Source organism: Marinomonas pollencensis (assembly GCF_003387375.1).
Lineage (GTDB): Bacteria > Pseudomonadota > Gammaproteobacteria > Pseudomonadales > Marinomonadaceae > Marinomonas > Marinomonas pollencensis.
This window is the reverse complement of the sequence record NZ_QUNG01000006.1, coordinates 124,628-141,621: the sequence shown is the minus strand read 5'-3', so window position 1 is coordinate 141,621 and position 16,994 is coordinate 124,628. Positions and strand designations below refer to the sequence as shown.

The 16,994-nt window shown below is 44.5% G+C and carries 16 protein-coding genes; 13 read left to right on the top strand and 3 right to left on the bottom strand.

Features of this window, described 5'->3' with window-relative positions; genetic code table 11:
- The first annotated feature begins 84 nt into the window (after positions 1 to 84).
- The 9 genes from DFP81_RS10540 to DFP81_RS10500 all read left to right on the top strand — a co-directional run bounded on the left by DFP81_RS10540 (position 85) and on the right by DFP81_RS10500 (position 9,170).
- Positions 85 to 1,152, top strand: a complete 1,068-nt coding sequence (locus DFP81_RS10540) for a BMP family ABC transporter substrate-binding protein (RefSeq protein ID WP_115897742.1) — start codon at positions 85 to 87, stop codon at positions 1,150 to 1,152.
- A 113-nt stretch (positions 1,153 to 1,265) separates the two neighbouring features.
- The gene (uraH, locus tag DFP81_RS10535) at positions 1,266 to 1,619 is read left to right on the top strand and encodes a hydroxyisourate hydrolase (protein ID WP_115897741.1); all 354 of its coding nucleotides are present in this window, start codon (positions 1,266 to 1,268) and stop codon (positions 1,617 to 1,619) included.
- Positions 1,620 to 1,635: 16 nt separating this feature from the next.
- On the top strand, positions 1,636 to 2,439 hold the full coding sequence (gene xdhC / locus DFP81_RS10530; protein ID WP_115897740.1) for a xanthine dehydrogenase accessory protein XdhC: 804 nt from the start codon (positions 1,636 to 1,638) through the stop codon (positions 2,437 to 2,439).
- Between the two features lie 13 nt (positions 2,440 to 2,452).
- Complete coding sequence (locus DFP81_RS10525) at positions 2,453 to 3,472, top strand: adenosine deaminase (RefSeq protein ID WP_115897739.1); 1,020 nt, start codon at positions 2,453 to 2,455, stop codon at positions 3,470 to 3,472.
- A gap of 119 nt (positions 3,473 to 3,591) precedes the next feature.
- Complete coding sequence (locus tag DFP81_RS10520) at positions 3,592 to 3,969, top strand: DUF2750 domain-containing protein (protein ID WP_115897832.1); 378 nt, start codon at positions 3,592 to 3,594, stop codon at positions 3,967 to 3,969.
- Positions 3,970 to 3,982: 13 nt separating this feature from the next.
- The gene (locus tag DFP81_RS10515; RefSeq protein ID WP_147299445.1) at positions 3,983 to 4,519 is read left to right on the top strand and encodes a DUF2946 domain-containing protein; all 537 of its coding nucleotides are present in this window, start codon (positions 3,983 to 3,985) and stop codon (positions 4,517 to 4,519) included.
- Positions 4,520 to 4,666: 147 nt separating this feature from the next.
- Positions 4,667 to 5,974, top strand: coding sequence for a PepSY-associated TM helix domain-containing protein (locus tag DFP81_RS10510; RefSeq protein WP_115897737.1), 1,308 nt, complete (start codon positions 4,667 to 4,669; stop codon positions 5,972 to 5,974).
- Between the two features lie 116 nt (positions 5,975 to 6,090).
- Positions 6,091 to 7,026, top strand: a complete 936-nt coding sequence (locus DFP81_RS10505) for a class I SAM-dependent methyltransferase (protein ID WP_115897736.1) — start codon at positions 6,091 to 6,093, stop codon at positions 7,024 to 7,026.
- A gap of 851 nt (positions 7,027 to 7,877) precedes the next feature.
- Positions 7,878 to 9,170, top strand: coding sequence for an NCS2 family permease (locus DFP81_RS10500; RefSeq protein WP_115897735.1), 1,293 nt, complete (start codon positions 7,878 to 7,880; stop codon positions 9,168 to 9,170).
- Between the two features lie 372 nt (positions 9,171 to 9,542).
- On the opposite strand, the gene DFP81_RS10495 is transcribed toward DFP81_RS10500, so the two are convergent.
- The 3 genes from DFP81_RS10495 to DFP81_RS10485 are packed head-to-tail and all read right to left on the bottom strand — an operon-like array spanning position 9,543 to position 11,852.
- Entirely contained in the window at positions 9,543 to 10,865 is a 1,323-nt protein-coding gene (locus DFP81_RS10495; RefSeq protein ID WP_115897734.1) for a sensor domain-containing diguanylate cyclase, read from the bottom strand.
- Between the two features lie 2 nt (positions 10,866 to 10,867).
- On the bottom strand, positions 10,868 to 11,497 hold the full coding sequence (locus DFP81_RS10490; RefSeq protein WP_115897733.1) for a hypothetical protein: 630 nt from the start codon (positions 11,495 to 11,497) through the stop codon (positions 10,868 to 10,870).
- A 1-nt stretch (position 11,498) separates the two neighbouring features.
- The gene (locus DFP81_RS10485; RefSeq protein WP_115897831.1) at positions 11,499 to 11,852 is read right to left on the bottom strand and encodes a response regulator; all 354 of its coding nucleotides are present in this window, start codon (positions 11,850 to 11,852) and stop codon (positions 11,499 to 11,501) included.
- A 439-nt stretch (positions 11,853 to 12,291) separates the two neighbouring features.
- Here DFP81_RS10485 and DFP81_RS10480 point away from each other — a divergent pair, with 439 nt between their 5' ends.
- From DFP81_RS10480 to DFP81_RS10465, 4 genes are read left to right on the top strand one after another with little or no spacing between them, the layout of a single operon-like run.
- On the top strand, positions 12,292 to 12,777 hold the full coding sequence (locus tag DFP81_RS10480; RefSeq protein WP_115897732.1) for a MarR family winged helix-turn-helix transcriptional regulator: 486 nt from the start codon (positions 12,292 to 12,294) through the stop codon (positions 12,775 to 12,777).
- Entirely contained in the window at positions 12,771 to 14,210 is a 1,440-nt protein-coding gene (locus DFP81_RS10475; protein WP_115897731.1) for an efflux transporter outer membrane subunit, read from the top strand. Before DFP81_RS10480 ends, DFP81_RS10475 begins: the two co-directional genes overlap by 7 nt.
- Before the next feature lie 14 nt (positions 14,211 to 14,224).
- Complete coding sequence (locus DFP81_RS10470) at positions 14,225 to 15,412, top strand: HlyD/EmrA/EmrK family protein (protein ID WP_115897830.1); 1,188 nt, start codon at positions 14,225 to 14,227, stop codon at positions 15,410 to 15,412.
- A gap of 12 nt (positions 15,413 to 15,424) precedes the next feature.
- On the top strand, positions 15,425 to 16,924 hold the full coding sequence (locus tag DFP81_RS10465; RefSeq protein WP_115897730.1) for a DHA2 family efflux MFS transporter permease subunit: 1,500 nt from the start codon (positions 15,425 to 15,427) through the stop codon (positions 16,922 to 16,924).
- Positions 16,925 to 16,994: the final 70 nt, after the last annotated feature.

The following is a 16,994-nucleotide window of genomic DNA, read 5'->3' as shown; positions in this document are numbered from 1 at the left end:
AGACTCATTACTTATTTCATAAATACTGTTGTTTTATAAATAGAAATCATAAAAAGATGCCCTAGGGCACAAAAGGAGCGCAAAATGAAACTAAAGAGTTTGTTAATCGGCCTTGGGCTGATGGCTGGGGTGTCTTTAGCCCACGCCGAAGAGCCTTTTAAAGTTGGCTTTGTCTATGTTGGGCCAGTCGGCGATTTAGGCTGGAGCTACGAGCACGATCGTGGCCGCGAAGAAATGCAAAAGTTTTTTGGCGACAAAGTCAAAACCACTTTTGTGGAAAATGTTTCTGAAGGTGCAGATGCGCAACGTGTTATCACCCAGTTAGCAAAAGCAGGCAATAAGGTTATTTTCACCACCTCTTTTGGTTTTATGAACCCAACCATCAAAGTGGCGAAGCGCTTTCCTAATGTCGTGTTCGAGCACGCAACAGGATACAAACGAGCAAAAAACCTAGGGACCTATACGCTTCGTACTTATGAAGGCCGTTACATTTCTGGTGTTACCGCAGGTTTATTAACCAAAACCAACACCATTGGTTACATTGGCGCTTTTCCTATTCCTGAAGTCATTCGTGACATTGATGCCACCTACATGGGGGCAAAAAGTGTCAATCCAGACGTGAAATTGAAAATTGTTTGGGCGAACACCTGGTATGATCCAGGCAAAGAAACGGATGCGGCAAACGCACTAATGGACCAAGGTGTGGATGTGTTAGTACAGCATACCGACAGCCCTGCTCCGCTTATTGCAGCTCAAAAACGTGGTGTACGTGCCATTGGTCAAGCTTCTGACATGAGCAAATTTGCTGACAAAGCCCATGTTTTCTCAGTACGTGATAACTGGGCGCCTTACTACATCAAAACCGTACAGCAAGTGATGGACGGTACCTGGAAGTCGCAAGATTTCTGGGGTGGCTTCCATGATGACATGCTTCAGCTGTCTTCCATTAACCCGAACTTACCTGCGGATGTGCGCGCAAAAATCGATCAAACCTACCAAGGCGTTAAGTCTGGTACGATCCAACCATTTAAAGGCCCGATCACAGATAATACTGGTAAAGTCGTGGTTCCAGCTGGCCATACGCTAACGGATGAAGAGCTCGCCAAAGTCAACTGGTATGTTGACGGCATCACAGATAAAGTGCCTAATTAATAGGCAAAGGCAACCATACTCTTGGTTGCCTTTTTTATTCTATATTGGCATCAATACAACGCCTGCTCCCACCATACGTTTACTTCAACGCAGTCATCCAGTAAGGAAAACCAATGGGATATCTAACAACACACGTTCTCGATACCACACACGGTACACCAGCTAGCCAGGTATCCGTTACCTTGTATCGATTGGAAAACGGTAAAAAAACGCCACTTGTTCACACTCTCACAAATCAAGATGGGCGTTGCGATCAGGCTCTTTTACAAGATGACAATTTTAAGCAAGGCTGTTACCAGCTTGAGTTTGCCATTGGCGACTATTTTCGTGCCAGCGGCCTCCCTCTTGAGGAACCCTTATTCTTAGATGAGGTGGTCATACGTTTCGGTATCAGTGATGAATCAAGTCATTACCATGTACCTGTGCTGGTTTCGCCTTACGGTTACAGCACATATCGTGGCAGCTAATAGCAAGGGGGATTCTATGAGTACTAAATGGGTACAAGAAGCGGCTCGTCTTGAGAAATCTGGTATCGATTTTGTCATGGTTTCCGTACTGGCGATTAAAGGCTCCACCCCTCGTGAAGTCGGTGCGCGTATGCTGGTTAGTCAGCACGCCTTATATGGCACTGTGGGAGGGGGTCACCTTGAATGGCAAGCCACAGCCAAAGCCAGAGAAATGCTGGCCGATAGAAACAACGCAACCATCACTCAAGATTACCCTCTGGGCGCAACACTGGGCCAATGCTGTGGTGGTTTTGTGACGTTATTATTCGAAAGCGTCATGCAACCAGCGTTGCATATTGCTATTTTTGGCGCAGGTCATGTAGGTCGTGCCATTGTTCATTGCTTAGCAAACATTCCTGCTCAGGTCACTTGGATAGACAGCCGTAAACAAGAGTTTCCAGACTCTATTCCAAATAACGTGCAAATAGCAGTAAGCGATTACCCTGTTGATGAAATCGCAACATTACCAGCAAACAGTTATTATCTGATCCTGACCCATAACCACCAGCTGGATTTAGAGCTCACCGAAGCCGCGATTAAACGGAATGACGCCGCTTTTATTGGCGTTATCGGCTCGAAAACCAAAAGCGCTCGGTTTCGTCATAGATTACAACACAGAGGCTTTAGCGAAGCTCAAATCGCCACCATGCATTGCCCCATGGGAGAAGTAGAAATACATTCAAAACAACCGGGCGAAATAGCCATCTCAGTTTTAGCACAAGTGTTAAAAACACGAGCAACAATAGAAGTAGCAGTACCGCAAGCGGCACCCATTAAATAGAAAGAGGTAAGCCATGAGTGTAACCACACTGATGACACTGGCTGAAAAAATGCCAAAAACAGAGCTCCATCTACACATCGAAGGCACTTTCGAGCCTGAGCAAATGTTTGAATTAGCAACGCGCAATAATGTCACGTTAAAATACGCTTCAGTAGAAGAACTCAAAGCCGCTTATCAGTTTACTAATCTACAAGATTTTTTAGACCTGTATTATCAAGGTATGTCCGTATTGCTAAAAGAAGCGGATTTTTATGATCTGACCATGGCATATCTGCGCAAAGTACACCAAGAAAACGTCGTGCATGTGGAGATTTTCTTTGATCCTCAAGGTCATTTATCACGCGATGTTTCTTTTGAAACGCAAATCACAGGTATCTACCGAGCACTGCAAGATGCAGACAAACAATGGGGCATGAGCTCCAAACTGATCATGTCATTTTTACGCCATTTAAGTGAAGAAAGTGCCATTGAAACCCTCGAGCTCGCCAAGCCATTTTTACACTGGATAGACGGCGTTGGTTTAGACAGCTCGGAACTGGGTCACCCACCAGAAAAGTTTAAGAATGTCTTCAAGGCCTGCCAAGATCTAGGCCTTAAAGTCACCGCCCATGCAGGTGAAGAAGGACCACCAGACTATGTTTGGCAAGCCATTGATTTGATCAAGGTAGATCGTATCGACCATGGTAATCGGGCTTTAGAGGACATGAACCTCGTGGCTAAAATAAAAGAACAACAGCTCACTTTAACGGTTTGCCCCCTATCAAATCTAAAGCTTTGCGTGGTTGAAGAGCTAACCGACCACCCTATTAAACACATGCTGAAACTCGGTTTAAATGCCACCGTCAATTCGGATGATCCCGCCTATTTTGGTGGCTACATGAATGACAACTACCGTGCGCTGATTCGAGAATCTGGAATAAATAAAGACGAATTGTACCAATTAGCAGTAAACGGCATTGAAGGCAGCTGGATGAGTGTCGAACAAAAAACACGCCACTTAGACACATTAAAAGGACTATTTACAAGCGTTTAAATCATGCCTTTCGGGGCTAAGATAAGCTATTCGCATCCACCCTTTACGCGCTGCAAACACTACTAAAAAGAAACCATAACATGCTATTATGGTTTCTTTTTTATCTGAGCCAAATATTAATGACAACAATCGACTTTTCTTCCGACGTTTTTTTCCGTTTACCAAGTAACAGCCGTTATGAGGAAGTCATTAAACACCTAAAAAGAGGCAAGAGTATTTTTGCATTAGCCGATGCCGAAGGCTGTTTAATCATTGATTTAGGTAGTGATAAAGTTTTGCCTATTTGGCCAACCGCTGAGCTTGCTACTGAATGGGGAACAAAAGACTACCCAGACTTCCAAGCAATGGAAATAGCAGCTCGAGACTGGGCTGACAAGTGGCTAACCGGGATGCAGAATGATGGTTTCTGTGTCGGCGTGGCATCTAATCTAGCTGGCGAATGCATTGTGTCTTCCGCTCAAGAGCACCAACACGATATTCAAAGTCCCATTAAATGACTTGTTAACGACGTTGAACACTTTTCTAACGCTTAATAGCTCTGTTCAACAGAGAATGCGCCTCAGCGCCTTTATTAGCTTATTTGCTATGGCGCTGATATATACCGCACCACTACTTTCTCAGCTAAACCATGCCTCCATGGATCATGCGTCTATGATGCATTCTGGCATGGAACACAACACCCATGCTCCCAGCAAGTTAGACAAACTGGCAGTTGACCAGCAGAGCACAATATCTCCTGAACGCTTTTCTGAGCAAGAGACAACAAACACCGCTCCCCACCACGCCAACAACAATAGTCATCTGCTTACTGCTGACCATTTTGGTTTAGAAGCCGCTTGTGGTTACTGTACGCTCTTGTTCCATTTGAACTGGCTCAACGCATTTAGCTTTGAGTTGCCAGTTATTCCACCACCTTCTTATCATGTCATTAACACCCCGATTGTAGGCATCACACTGGCCACCATTTACAGCGACCGACAGCCAAGAGCTCCACCACATCCAGCTTCGCCTCTGACCAAGTACAAAAAAACGACAGCTTCTACTTAATCTAGCCACACTCGCCACTCGCTGGTAAAACATTTTGCTAGGTTAAAAGCGGTCAACTCATTACAACCAAGCTGTATTGCTCGCTTTGTATTCGCCCTAAGAAGGGCGTCATGCGAACGATTACAGACGGATGGACTTTACTTTGTTATGTCTACTGATAATAGGTTAAACAAGGCGTCTCAATCGAACGCCCTGCTCATGCTAATAACCCGTCTACATTTTTATATCGGATTGTTTATTGGTCCATTTATTCTGGTCGCCGCCCTGACTGGTACACTGTATATTTTAACCCCGCAAATTGAGAACGCGCTCTATAAAGAGGCGCTAATCACTGACAGCACAGGGCCTTCACGTCCTCTTTCGGCACAAATTGCAGCGGCCAGAGAGTCCCTTAATAAAGACTTAACCCTGTTTGCCGTCAGGCCTGCTCCTGAACACGGAGACACTACGCGCGTGATGTTTCTCGATACCACCACGGCCTCAGGCGCTCGCGCGGTCTTTATTGACCCAGCAACACTCGCCGTCAAAGGCGACATGGCGGTCTATGGCACCAGTGGCATTTTGCCGTTTCGCATGACTCTGGATTTCTTACATAGACAACTTTTACTGGGCGAATTCGGCCGCAACTACAGCGAGTTGGCCGCCTCTTGGCTATGGATCGTGGCTTTTGGCGGTTTGTTTTTGTGGTACAAGGGTGGTAAAAAAAATGCCGCTGACGTGGCGACTCGCACGCCTTATTTAAAAACCAGAAAGAACCACAGTCAGTTGGGGTTAATCCTCTTCCTTGGCTTATTCTTTTTTTCTGCAACTGGATTAACCTGGTCAAAATGGGCTGGCGGAAATATTTCTACGGTTCGCCAATCATTGGGCTGGTATACCCCATCACCCAATACTCAGCTTGCCAACATAGATGCGAGTAAAAACACCGATGAACTATTCGATCAAGTACTCGCAACGGCTCGTAATGCGGGTATTGATGCTCATAAAATAGAAATAAAACCGCCTAGAAAAGCCAATACCGCGTGGTTTGTACGTGAAATTGATCGCTCTTGGCCGACCCAAGTTGACTCTGTTGCCATTGATCCGACGGACATGAAAGTTGTAAGCCGCGCAGATTTTGCCAGCTTCCCTATTGTCGCCAAACTAATACGCTGGGGCGTCGACTTTCACATGGGCGTGTTATTTGGCGTGGTTAACCAAATTCTCTTGGTCTTTTTTGGGCTGGGCTTGTGCACTATGGTGATTTGGGGCTACCTAATGTGGTGGCGCCGTCGCCCGGCGCCCGGTGCTACGTCAAAACCTCTGCTTGAGGCATGGCAAAAGCTGTCTACTCCCACCAAATGCACTGTCTTGCTAGTCGCCATTGCGCTGGGTATTGCGCTGCCTGCGATGGGGGTAAGCTTAGTCTGTTTGTTAATCATAGACGCCTTACGTTGGAAAAAAGCCACTCTGTAATTGGCTTTCAGGCCTCGACAAACGCTCTTTTGTCGAGGCCCTCAAGGTTTTTACTGACTCCTGATACCCTTTCACAATAGAATACGCCCACGTTTCAATCACGACTAAACAATATTATGCAAAGCGCCTCATTACCTCTTTTAAGCCATCACACCCTAACCTCATTGAGTAAGATAACAACAGAAACTCGCCGCCTATTTCATGGCCGCGGCCGATGCTTTGAAGGGCTAGAACACATCACAGTCGATTGGCTACAAGGACAAGTGCTGGTCTCTCTTTTTAAACAGCCTACCGACGAATTTTTGCTAGCACTAAAAGAAACCCTAAAACACTGGCCTGATACAGAGCAATGGCAATCAAGTGAGTGCACCTCACTGCTCCTACAATACCGCTACCAACAAAGTAGCCAGATTGAGTGCTTATGGGGAAAACATCAAACGCAACAACTGATCATTGAAAATGGCTTAACCTATAAGCTTGATCTTGAGCGCAACCAAAACAGTGGCTTATTTTTAGACATGCGTTTAGGAAGAAAGTGGGTACAAGAAAACAGCCAGAATAAACGCGTACTCAACTTATTTTCCTATACTTGTGGCTTTTCCGTTGCGGCACTTGCCGGCAATGCCGAGTATGTTGTCAACTTGGATATGGCGAAATCGGTTCTTAATCGAGGCCGAGAAAATCATAGATTGAATGAACATGACCTGAGCAAGGTATCCTTTTTCGGCCATGATATTTTTAAGTCGTGGGGGAAAATCAAAAAATACGGTGCTTACGATTTGATTGTTATTGACCCGCCCACTTTTCAGAAAGGCAGCTTTGCCATCACCAAAGATTACCAGAAAATTTTACGCCGCCTGCCCGAGCTGCTTGCAACCGATGGTCAGGTACTTGCTTGCGTAAATGACCCGACTTTAAGCAGCCAATTTTTAATGGATGGTATGCTAGCAGAAGCCCCTAGCTTGAGGTTTAAATCACGTTTAGAAAACCCTGCGGAGTTTCCAGACATTGACCCAGAAAGCGGCCTGAAAGCACTCATTTTTCAAAGTTAAGCGCATTCCCCACCTTTTGTCAGATTTCTCAAGAACACAACCAACAGCGAACCGCCTTACCTGGCGTTCGCTACTGCGTAACATTGCCTTGTTTAAATCACCCTAGCGCCTTTTTCTTTTTATTTTTTTTCATTTTCCTTTACCTATATTGAGCCCTTTGTTTTCGGCAATAGGAATAAAAATTCATACCCGCCCCTCCACCCAAAAGGTGTCCACAAAATTCCAGTTATCGTACGTGTCCTTATCTTTTATCCTTGCGCTTTATTACACTGCTGTCGTCAATTTACCCTTCTATCGCGAGTTGGATTCTGTTTTAAGCAAAATCGGCGATATGAATCTAGCGATTATTTTTCCTATTCCTTTGTTCCTATTCTCTATCTTAAATATTCTTTTCAAACCACAGTACCACTTATATTATGGCTGTCTGAAGGTTTTGCACACAGCAAGCAAATTGACCAAACATGCCTGAGGCAGGAGGCAAAACAGGCCATTTTTCACAGGGCTATGTGTTTAGTTCGCTACTGGGCATCATGGATGTCCACACTCTATGGCGGTGCCCGATCCTAACAAGGCGTTTTCAGCCAGCCGCTAGCAGCCCTCTGATTATCAAGTAAATGAATAAGCTGGGCCTTGAACCCCAAAAAACGGCGAAATCTAATAAAAAGCGTCTTTTTCCTTCAATAATGCTGCCATATTTAGATCATATTTTTTATACTAGCGGCCTTTTTTAAAAAGTCTGACCATTTGCTCAAACTTTGTCCCCTCATTGGCTTGCTCTCTTACTAAATAAGCAACATTTAGTGACTTATTTAGCATGAAATTAAGCCATTTAAACTAAAAAAGGTCACCCAATGCTCGAACGTTTTTTTCAACTTAAAGCTCATAATACGACGATACGCAATGAAGTCATTGGCGGTATCACTACCTTTCTAACCATGGCGTATATTATTTTCGTCAACCCATCGATTCTTGCTCAGGCAGGCATGGATCAAGGTGCGGTTTTCGTAGCAACCTGTATTGCGGCCGCTGTCGGCTGTCTTATCATGGGGCTTTATGCCAATTACCCAATCGCTTTAGCGCCAGGTATGGGACTTAATGCGTTTTTTACCTACGGGGTAGTCCTAGGCATGGGCTATTCATGGGAGCAGGCATTAGGCGCCGTCTTCCTTTCTGGCTGTGTATTTATTTTGATCAGCGTATTTAGAATTCGCGAATGGGTCATTAATGCCATCCCTTCTTCTTTAAAGCTTGGTATCGCGGCAGGTATTGGCCTCTTCCTTGCTATGGTTGCATTGCAAAATGCAGGCATCATCGTTAAAAATCCAGCCACCCTAGTCACCTTGGGCGATTTGTCTAAACCTGCGGCTATCTACGGCTTTTTGGGGTTCTTTATTATCTCTGCCTTATCTTATTTAAGAGTCACAGGTGCGGTGATGATTGGTATCCTTTGCGTCACGGTATTGTCGATTATTTTTGGCAACAGTGAATTTGCTGGTGTGGTTTCTACGCCACCGTCTATTGCGCCAACATTTATGCAAATGGACGTTCAAGGCGCCTTAAACATTGGCATGATTAGCGTTATTTTTGCCTTCTTGTTTGTTGACCTATTTGATACATCTGGCACGCTTTTAGGGGTAGGTCAGCGCGGTGGTCTATTGGACAAAGAAGGTAAATTACCACGTCTTAAAAAAGCATTACTAGCGGATTCGACCGCGACAGTCATCGGCGCTTCTTTCGGTACATCTTCTACTACCAGCTACATCGAAAGTGCCTCTGGGGTAGCAGCTGGCGGTCGTACTGGTCTCACCGCGGTGGTGGTTGGCTTACTTTTCTTGCTGAGCCTGTTTTTCTCCCCTCTCGCCGCTTCCATACCATCTTATGCAACGGCAGGCGCGTTACTTTATGTTGCTGTTTTAATGGCAAGCAGTCTTGCTAAAGTTGAGTGGGAAGATATTTCCGAATCTGCGCCGGTATTAATTGCCGCTTTCACTATGCCGTTAACCTATTCTATTGCTCACGGTATTGCTTTGTCATTCATCAGCTATGCGGTGATTAAATTGTTATCAGGGCAAGGTAAGCAAGTTGGCATTAGTGTTTATGTCTTGGCCGTGTTTTTCATTGTGAAATACTTGTTTTTCACCTAAATCGAATAGCACTCGCCAGCATTAATTAAGCCCCACTTTATGTGATTAAAGTGGGGCTTAATGATGAATAAGCAGTGAAAGTTAGAGAAGCTACGAATAACTCCTCCCGCCTCAGAGGGTGGATAAAAGTCTGAGATTTAAGGCGAGAAGCGCAACTTAATAGTCGCTCTATTGATCAGTTTCTCAATTTATAGATAAGGCTTTTGGTCCTCGCTCTACGGGTCTTCCAGAAAAAGTATCACTCTTCGTTGTCGCGTTTTGAAAGGTGCCTAGATGGCTTCAAAGCGACGCCTTGCTTGGCACTTTTGCTGATAAGACTGAGAACAGGTGACTTATTCGTACCTTCCCTAGGTTTAACCCGTCTCTATTACGTCACTTTTCTTTGTACATTTTTTCATCTGCCAGATGAATAAGCTCATCTAAGCTCTGCCCATCGTTTGGGTAGCATGCTTCTCCAACAGAAGCAGACACAGACATTGCGCTGCTGCCACACAGAAAAGGAGTGGCGATTCTTAATTTCAGGTTTTGCTTATAATTTTCAGGCAACTCACCTTTCTTTATTATTAAAAACTCATCCCCCCCAATACGAAACGCAATATCCTCAGCGGATAAATACCCTTTGATCCTTTGTGCAACTTTGCCTAATACCTTATCGCCATAGCGATGACCAAATTGGTCATTAATTTCTTTAAATTTATTCAGATCAATAAAAAATAAAGTAAGTACCCTCTCGCCCTCAGCGCTACTGTCTACCTCTTGCGTTAAGGTATTGAATTTATCCCCTAAATAAGAGCGATTATATAAGCCTGTTAACTCATCATGAGTCGCCATATAATTTAACTTTTCATAGCTGATTTTCCATTCAATCAGGCTAAGCAATAAGCCTTTTATTTTATCTGCTGTTTTCTCGAAACTGACATCTAAGATATGATCGGACTGTTTAACCAACTCAACCACGCCTTTCACATGATCAAATGAAAACTCTAACACCCCTATTGACCTTTCCCCCATCACATTCAGTGCATTGATATCACTGCACAAGCTCTCGCCAACAAATGCTTGATGTTGGACAATTTTTTCTGCTGTTTTTTGGCTATCCGTCACATTGCTGTCTGGAAAGCGTAGCAAACGCCGATTGATTAATAATGAAAATCGAAGCGACAAAAAAGATACATTAGATGACATATCCGCAATCAAATCCGTCACAAATCGATCTAGGCTTAGGCTTATATCAGAGGCTCGTTTAAAGTAATTTCGCTCTATGGTTAATAAGGCTTCATTAATACGATTCTGTTTTTCTCGGTTAACTAAGGCTGTGTAATCAACAATACGAATTAAGATGCCTGCCATGTCCTTTAAAGGAGAAATTAGCACAGAAACATTTAACTCTTGAGCATCAGAGTGATTTTTATCACGGTAGAAAGGCAATATTTTTCTGTGGATTTTATGCGATAAAATGCGGCTTAGTGAGTTGTTCACAGCACTGTCTATTGCACTGATAAGCTGTTCAGAAATAGCTCCATCTAATACCTCTTCTAGAGCTTTTCCTGCATAATCCTGCGTTTTTTGCACACTGTACTGCAATACCCAATCATTTAGATGGACCACTTTCCCTTGGGAATCGAGAATAATGACACCACCCTCTAAACAGCCAAATAATGACCATAAAACGTCAACTGGTATTAACTGACTCATTGCTAGGCTGCCTCTAAACTTTTAAGGTAATCCTGCAAGGTTTTTTTGAATGTTCCATTTTCAGAAAAATCAATCACAAATACCAAGTGACCAGATAAATTTCGACTTTTTAAACTAAAATCAACTTTTAACAACATGATAATAGTTTCATCTTTTTCTTCCGACAGCAGCTGGCTAATCAAACCTGCTGGCTTCGCATGGAAAGTGTGTGGTAACTGGGTCGCTAATGATTTGTTCAATATATTAGACAAGGTGGATAAACAATTATTAAGCAGAATATTTCCCAGTTCAGATAATGCCTCTTCTTCCAATTCCGCGTCTATTTCTCCATCAAAGTCATCCCCGCCTAGCATCACATTCACTAAATCCAAACTGCGGGATTCGGGAAAAAGTAAAGCGGCTTTACCGGAGAAGAAACCAGAAAATTCCTGACTTACTCCTGTTAACAAGGCGGGCAAACGCTCCTCAAATACACTAGTCGCATCAGCTAAGGTCAAAAACTCTAAGGCAGGCACAGACAATAACACTTCTTCGCCGGCCAATTGCGACAGCGCAGAGGCCGATTTGCCCACTCCGATATTGACCAACTCAACCATCAAATCAAATTCATCGTCGGTTAAAAAAGCCTCCATATCAGGCTCCTAGTACAGCAGCAAGCTCTTCAGGTTTAGCTGGCTTCGCAATAAAGCCAACCCCCATCGAAAGAGCTCGCTCGCGCAGCGTATCTTGAATATTGGCCGTCACTAGCGTTTTTTTAATGGCGGGGTGCGACAAAAATAAAGCTTCCGCCAGCTCAAGCCCGTTGCGATCGGGCATATTATAATCAATCAGCACGCAATCAACGGTGGTGGTTTCAAGGTATTGTTCAGCGGCATCCGCACTGGCGGCTTCACTGATGTCGAGCGTCTCATCTATTTTTCTTAATGCTTTAGATAATGCTAATCGGCTGACTTTGCTGTCATCAACTAATAAAATTCGTAAGGTCATCTTGATTCCTATAAGCAATGGAGTGACTTGTAAGTCTTGGGCTATAATACGCCACATCCATTCACTTTAAGACAGCCCACCTGGCACTATTTTGTTACAGTTTGTCGCCTTTTGTATCTTTTATAGAAATCCTCATAAAAAGCCCTTTTATCCTTTTACAACAAGCTTTTAAATACTTTCCACGCAAGTGAATTTAGCCTCTTGACGGTTATCTAGTGTCATACAGAAGAAAATGTCACTGTCTGTAAAGTCATCCAAAGTAGGCACTTATTGCTGTTCATTAAATGTACAGGAGACGTAAATATTTGCCATATCTTGGACAAGATTTGCTGTGCCCGCTCTAATCCATTGACAGCTTTTATGAAATCATCAATATTTGCTTGACTATGCACTCATTGCATAGTCAAGCAATTAACTGTTTTTATTATTAAGGTTTGTTATGCCCCCTACACATCAAGTAATCGATGAAACGCTATTAACCAATCTTGGCTTTTTACTTGGTAAAAGCGCTCAGATTAAAGATCGTTTTCTCGATCAATACCTTGCAGTGGAAGACATAACATCGAGCCAAGCAAAGGTGTTATTCACCGTCTTTTTTCAGCGCAACCAACGCTCTTCCGACATAAGCAGGATACTTAACGTCGACAGCAGCGCCATTACTCGTATGCTAGATCGCTTAGAAAAAAAACAGCTAATTCAACGCACTGCCGACCCAGAAGATAGGCGCTCATCCTTAATAGAGCTAACCGACAAAGGTCATGCGACCACCTTAAGAGCCTTACCTCTTGCGAACCAGGCTATTGATCGCTTAACAGAGTGTTTAACCCATCACGAGCGAGACAACTTACAAGATTACTTAGCAAAAATCGTCGACGCCTTTTACCTCTCTGAATGCCAACTGAATGAAGAGGATAGAAGATGTTAAAATCGGCAAAAATCCTCACCTATCTGTCGCTCTGCATTTTATATGGCTGTTCTGTACCTGCTAATATAAAAACGCACAACACATTGGCTGATCAAACACTGATTGATCATGCCTCAAGCCTCAAAAATGACACCTTCTCTGCAGCCGATTGGCCAGCACATTCTTGGTGGTTAGCACTTGGAGACAACCAACTCAATCAGCTGATTGAGCAGGCCTTAAAAAACAGTCCTGACATACAAATGGCTAATGCGACGCTGGAGAAAGCCTCGGCCTTAGTCATGTCCGCCGACAGCAAATTTGACCCTAAGTTGTCAGCAAACGCGAGCGCGACTCGCTCTCGTTTATCACGTTCAGAAGACTACACATATCAAGGTAGCCGCTATGGCACTGTTTACGGACTTGGCTTAGATATGAGCTACTCATTCGACCTTTGGGGGGGTAACAAAGCCGCTTGGATTGCCAGCATCAACCGTCAAAAAGCCGCAGAAGTAGACCATCAAGCGGCCAAAATAAAGCTTTCTTCGGCGATCATTAGACGTTATATACAACTCGCCAACGCTTATGCATTAGAAGACCTCGCTCGTGATAATTTTAATCGCACCCAGCGTATTGTCGCGATCACGCAAAAACTATTAGACAGTGGCCTTACCTCAGATGACCGGCTTTATACTGCCCAAAGCAATGAGGCTTCTGCCAAACAAGCACTAAAACAGCGTGCACTTAGCATTCAGTTATTGAAAAACACCATCGCGACCTTGATAGGCAACGGCCCTGATCTTGCTCACTCCATTAAGCGCCCCCATGCGCATCTCGCAGAAGCATTGCAATTACCTAATGCATTACCCGCTAATTTAATTGCCCATCGACCCGATATTGTCGCCGCTAAATGGCGTGTAGAGGCCGCGAGCAAAAACATCAAAGTCGCCAAGACCCGCTTTTATCCCAATCTCAACCTCAATGCGAGCGCAGGCTTCAAAAGTGTATTAGGTGATTCTATGTTTGGCGAAGCGAGTCGCTCATGGAGTGTTGGCCCTGCTGTCTCACTGCCCTTATTTACCCAAGACTTAAAAGCCAATTTAATCGATAAATCGGCCGATTATGATTCCGCCGTTGCACAATATAACCAAACCATTAGTAACGCATTTGGCGATATCACAGACAATGTTCTGACCATAAAGTCTGTTAATAAACAAATAGAAGACGCTCAAAGAAGCACCAACCTGGCCTCCCAAAGCTATAAAATCACAGAAAAACGCTACCAATCAGGCATGGGAAGTCAGCTAGAAGTACTGCAAATCGAAAACCAACTACTGCAAGCCGAATCAGCCCTAACGCTCTTAAAAAATCAGCTGCAAGAGCAACAAGCGGCTCTTATTGAGGCGTTAGGTGGTGGTTTTGGGGACGAGCATACGGCCTTAGCCTCTAAACATTAATGGTAAATACAATCATGCAAAATACTGACTCAAACACCGCTCAGCCAACCAGCAGCAAGCGAAAAAAAAGCTTAACCATTTTTTTTATTATTTTGGTAATTGCCGCCATTGCCGTCAGTTGGTATTACGAAGCCTATATCGTTGGCAAACAGAGCACAGACGATGCGTATGTCAACGGCAACATGGTTTCCATTACCTCAGAGACCGTGGGTACAGTGACACAAATCTCCGTGGATGACGGAGATTATGTAGAAAAAGGCCAAGTTCTAGTGCGCTTTGATGAAGCCGATGCCGACATTGCCTATGAAGATGCAAAAGCCAAATTGGCGCAGGCCGTACGCCAAGTAAGAGCGATGTTTAATAATGTAACGCAAGCAGAAGCAGTCGTTGCTTCACAAGAAATAACCCTACACAAAGCACAACAAGACTACGCCCGCCGTAAAGACATGGTGAAGGCTGGCGGCTTGTCACAAGAAGACTTAAGCCACGCTAAAGACATGGTCGACTCAGCGCAAAAACAACTGGCGGTTTCTGAACAACAACTAAAAGCGCAACAAGCCATGATATTTGGCACCAAGGTAGCAACACACCCTCTGGTAAAATCCGCGATTGCTAACTTAAAACAAGCGTACCTAGCAAAACAACGCAGCCAAATAGTTGCGCCTGTCTCAGGTTATGTCGCTCGTCGGCAAGTACAATTAGGACAACGCATTTCACCTAGCGCAACATTAATGGCAGTGGTGCCATTGCACGATGTCTGGGTAGACGCAAATTTCAAAGAGACCCAACTGAGTAATATGCGCCTTGGCCAACCGGTTTCCTTAGTAAGTGATTTATACGGTGACAAGGTGGTTTACCATGGCACCATCGAAAGCTTGGGGATTGGCACTGGTAGCGCGTTTTCCGTCTTACCGGCACAGAATGCAACTGGCAACTGGATAAAAATCGTTCAGCGCCTGCCAGTACGTATCACTCTGGATCAAAATGAACTGATTTCACACCCGCTGCGCATTGGTTTATCTATGACTGTAGATGTCGATACTGACCACCCTTCTGGGAAATTATTGGCCATCGATAGTCCATCACAACCTCGTTTTAAAACCGATGTCTATCACCAAACCATGCAGGGCGTAACACAGCTGATCACGCAAATCATCAAACAGAATGATGCACAACAACACCCTGTCGCCGCCACTAAGTAGTAAGGGCTATTTATGAGTCAACAAGAAGGGTTTCGTCCCGCCAATATGGCTCTGTGTGTGTTTGCCATTGCGTTGGGGGTTTTCATGCAAGTACTGGATACCACCATAGCCAACGTCTCTTTACCGACCATTTCAGGCAGTATGGGCGTCAGTTTCAATCAAGGCACTTGGGTGATTACCTCCTTTACTGTATGCAATGCCATCGGTTTGCCTATTACCTCATGGCTAAGCCGACGCTTTGGTGAAGTGCCACTTTATACTGCAGCACTGTTAAGCTTTATCACCACTTCCTTCTTATGTGGCATATCGCAAAACATGGCAGAATTAGTGGTCTTTCGAGCCTTGCAAGGCTTGTCTGCTGCGCCGCTTTTTCCAATGAGCCAAGTGCTTTTAATGTCTATTTTCCCTCGCGCCAAACGCGGCATGGCATTGGCATTAATCGGTATGGTGGCCGTGGTGGGACCTATCGTAGGGCCAATTTTGGGTGGTTGGCTTACCTATAACTACAGCTGGCCATGGATTTTCTTTATCAACATCCCTGTGGGGCTCTTCTCAGTTAGCGTCATCTTAGCCCAATTAAAAAATCGACCGCAGCAAAAAACCAAACCTAAGCTAGACATCATCGGCTTAACGGCCATGGTACTGGGCGTCGGGGCACTACAACTTGTCCTAGATAAGGGCAATGATTTGGATTGGTTCTCTAATCAGTGGATTATTCTAGGCTCTGTGTTTGCCGCCATTATGTTGATTTTTATGATCATCTGGGAGCTGACTGACGAACACCCTGCGATTAACCTACGCTTGTTTACTAACCGTAACTTTTGTATTGGCACCATCTTATTAACGCTCGGCTATGCCGGCTTTTTCAGCATCAACTTGATATTACCTCAGTGGTTGCAAACACAATTGGGCTACACCGCATTGTGGGCAGGTTTAGCGGCTGCACCAATGGGAATATTGCCCTTGGTTATGTCACCACTACTGGGTAAATTTGGCCATCGTATGGACATGCGCTGGTTGGCCGGCGGCTCGTTCGTCGTCATAGGAATCAGCTGTTACTTACGCACCCTGTTTAATTTGGACATCGATTTTGCCACCATTGCACTTATCCAACTGTTCATGGGTATTGGCATCGCGCTATTCTTTATGCCAATGACCACCATTTTGATGTCAGACCTTAATGGGCCTCACATCGCTGACGGAGCATCACTGTCTACGTTCATAAGAACCCTAGGAGCGAGCTTCGCGTCCTCACTGACTGCATGGATATGGGCAAGAAACTCAAGCGTGCACCACGCTGTTCTCAGTGAACAGATATCAGCTTACAATCCCCTTGTAGCGCAGCAACTGCAAACTCCAACCACAGCCACCTTGATGAACTATAACCAGACTGTGACGTCACAAGGACTAATGATGTCTACCATTGATCTATTCGCTATGTTAACGCTGCTGTTTATCGTACTAACACCGTTTATCTTCTTCACCAAAAAAGCAGCAAAAGAAGAAGCGTAAAGTCACTCTACTAGACAGCCAATAAGCAAAGCGCCTTTCGTTGTACTTAAAGAGTCCACAGAAGAAGTGC